The organism is Leucobacter sp. M11 (assembly GCF_035726885.1).
In the GTDB taxonomy this organism is placed as follows: domain Bacteria; phylum Actinomycetota; class Actinomycetes; order Actinomycetales; family Microbacteriaceae; genus JAPFRB01.
Map to the genome: position 1 here is coordinate 530,661 of NZ_JAPFRB010000001.1, position 2,868 is coordinate 533,528.

The 2,868-nt window shown below is 70.9% G+C and carries 4 protein-coding genes; 3 read left to right on the forward strand and 1 reads right to left on the reverse strand.

Annotated features, from left to right (window positions below; translation table 11 throughout):
- Positions 1 to 590 (forward strand): DNA-3-methyladenine glycosylase I (locus tag OOT08_RS02710; protein WP_325091006.1); only part of this gene is annotated, 590 nt, incomplete at its 5' end.
- 3 nt (positions 591 to 593) lie between these two features.
- Here OOT08_RS02710 and OOT08_RS02715 read toward each other — a convergent pair.
- Positions 594 to 1,091, reverse strand: coding sequence for a MarR family winged helix-turn-helix transcriptional regulator (locus OOT08_RS02715; RefSeq protein WP_325091007.1), 498 nt, complete (start codon positions 1,089 to 1,091; stop codon positions 594 to 596).
- Between the two features lie 87 nt (positions 1,092 to 1,178).
- Between OOT08_RS02715 and OOT08_RS02720 the strand changes: the two genes are divergently transcribed.
- Positions 1,179 to 2,243, forward strand: coding sequence for an LLM class flavin-dependent oxidoreductase (locus OOT08_RS02720; RefSeq protein ID WP_325091008.1), 1,065 nt, complete (start codon positions 1,179 to 1,181; stop codon positions 2,241 to 2,243).
- On the forward strand, positions 2,240 to 2,868 hold a 629-nt coding region (locus tag OOT08_RS02725; RefSeq protein WP_325091009.1), incomplete at its 3' end, for an NADPH-dependent F420 reductase. The genes OOT08_RS02720 and OOT08_RS02725, both read left to right, overlap by 4 nt.

The window sequence follows — 2,868 nt, forward strand, 5'->3', positions numbered from 1 at the left end:
TCCTCGGCGACGACGGGCTCGCCCGGCCGCCGTGGGCGGCCACCGATCCGCTGCTGCGCGCCTACTACGACGAGGAGTGGGGGATGCCCGTGCGCGACGAACAGGGGCTCTTCGAGCGGCTCAGCCTGGAGGCGTTCCAGTCCGGGTTGTCCTGGGCAACGATCCTCCGCAAGCGCCCCGCATTCCGCTCCGCCTTCGACGGCTTCGACCCCGAGCGCGTGGCCGCCTACGGAGACAGCGACGTGGCCCGGCTACTCACTGATGCGGGCATCGTGCGCAACCGGGCGAAGATTCTCGCGACGATCGGAAACGCTCGCGCCACCCTCGCCCTGCGCGAGGCCCAGGGGCTCGGTGCGCTGATCTGGTCCTTCCAGCCAGCGGACACCCCCCGGCCCCGGCGCATCGAGGAGGTGCCCACGCGCTCCGCGGAGTCCGCGGCGCTCGCGAAGGAGCTGAAGCGGCTCGGATTCGCCTTTGTCGGACCGACGACCGCGTTTGCGCTCATGGAGGCGGTGGGGATCGTCGACACGCACCTCATCGGCAGCCACCGTCGTGGCAGCTCGGGCGTCTGGGAGATCGCGCCGCGCTAGGGCTTAGCCCAGCAGCTGCTCGATGGCCGCGCAGGGGCCGAGCGCATCCCCGTTGGGCGCAGGCTCGGCAGCGGCAGCAACGGAGACTCGGAGGAGCAAAGCGCGCAGGGTGTCGCGCTCCCCCGCCGAAAGCTCCGCCATGAGGTACCCCTCTACCTCGGCCATCGCACGCTCCAGGTGACCGAGGAGCTCCTCCCCGGTCGCGGTGAGCACGAGCGTGCGCGCGCGGCGATCGGTGGGGTGCGGTTGCCGCTCGAGCAGCCCGGCCGTGGCGAGGTCGTCCACGAGGTAGGTCATCTGCGTGCGGTCGATGCCCAAGTGGGTCGCGATTTCGAGCTGGCTGCAGCCGCTCCCGGCGGCGACGGTGCTCAGCACGCGAAAGCCGCGGATGCCCGAGGGCAGCGCCCCGAGTTTCCGAGCGGCGAGATCCTGATAGCGCTGCACGGCGCGCCCGAGCGCCCAGCCGAGATCGGCGGGATCGGGAAGCGCGTGTGCGGTCATGTCCTCAGCCTAGCTCAGATACAAGCTTGCGTAAAGATGATCTTGCAGTTAGATTATCTACTTGAAAGCACAATGAAATGAGGACCCGTGGAACTCGGTATTTACAGCTTCGGCGACATCAGCGCCACCGCAGGCGTCAGCGCGATCAGCGCCGAGCAGGGCATCAAGAATCTCCTGGAGCGCGCCCGCCTCGCCGATGAGGTCGGCCTCGACTACTACGGCCTCGGCGAGCACCACCGCGAGGAGTATGCGGTGTCCTCCCCGCAGACCGTGTTGGCCGCGGCCGCGGCCCAGACCTCGAACATCCGCCTCGGTTCCGCGGTGACCGTCCTCAGCACCGACGATCCGGTGCGGGTCTTTCAGCAGTTCGCGACCGCGGATCTCATCTCGGGCGGACGGGTCGAGATCACCGCTGGCCGCGGCTCCTTCATCGAGTCCTACCCGCTCTTCGGCGCCGAGCTCACGGATTACGAGGCGCTCTACAACGAGAAGATCGAGCTGCTGCTGGAGCTGAACGCCGCGGAGCGCGTCACCTGGTCCGGCCGCTTTCGACCCGCGCTCGACGACGCCCTGATCCTGCCCCGCCCCGCCGGCGGGCGGCTGCCGATCTGGATCGCCACGGGCGGCACCCCCGCCTCGACCGTCCGCGCGGCAGCCCTCGGCCAACCCGTCATCTACGGCCTGCTCGGGGGAAGCATCGCGAGCTTCGCCCGGCACGCCGAGCTGTTCCGCTCCGAGGCTGAACGACTCGGTCACGGCGCGCTCCCCGTCGGCGTCTCCAGCGTCGGCTTCGTCGCCGAGCACCGCGCCCGCGACACCTTCTACGCCGGCTGGAACGACACCATGACCCGCACCTCGGCCGAGCGCGGCTTCGCCACCCCGAGCCGGACCAGCTACGAGGCCCAGGCGGGGCCCGAGGGCGGGATCTACGTCGGAAACGCGGAGGAGGTCGCGGAAAAGATCATCGCGACCCACCGGTTCATGCGCCACGACCGGCACATTCTGCAGATGGACCTCTCCGCGCTCCCCCAGCGCGAGGTGCTGCGCTCGATCGAACTGCTCGGCACGAAGGTCAAGCCGATGCTGGACGCCGAACTGGGCAGCGTCCCCCCGACCCACACGTCCGCACTCGGCCAGGGGGGCCAGCGATGACCACGCTCGGCATCCTCGGGGCGGGTAAGGTCGGCACCACCCTCGCCCGAGGGGCGCTCGCGGCGGGCTACGACGTGCGCATCGCGGCCTCTGGGCCGGCCGCCGAGATCGCCCTGATCGTGGAGGTGCTCGCCCCCGGGGCGATCGCCGCGGACGCGGCCGAGGTCGTGGCACACGCCGAGCTGATCGTGCTCGCGACCCCGCTGCGCAAGTACCGCGGGCTCGACGCCGCCCTGCTGGCCGGCAAACCCGTGCTCGACGCGATGAACCACTGGGCGGACACCGACGGCGCACTCGCCGATCTCGCCGCGCACCCCTCCAGCTCCGAGATGGTCGCCGCGCACCTGCCCGGAGCGCTCCTCGGCAAAAGCCTGAACCACATCGGGTACCACGAGCTGGAGGAGGACGGGCAACCCGCGGGCTCCCCGGGCCGTCGCGCGCTGGCGGTCGCCACGGATCACGAGGTCACCCGCGATCTCGGACTGGCGCTGATTGAGCGGCTCGGCTTCGACGCGGTCGACGCGGGCCCGCTCGCCGCGGGCCGCGCCCTTGAGCCGGGCACGCCGATCTTCGTCGGCGCCTTCGAGCGTGCGGAGCTCCGCACGCTCCTCACCGAGGCCGGGTT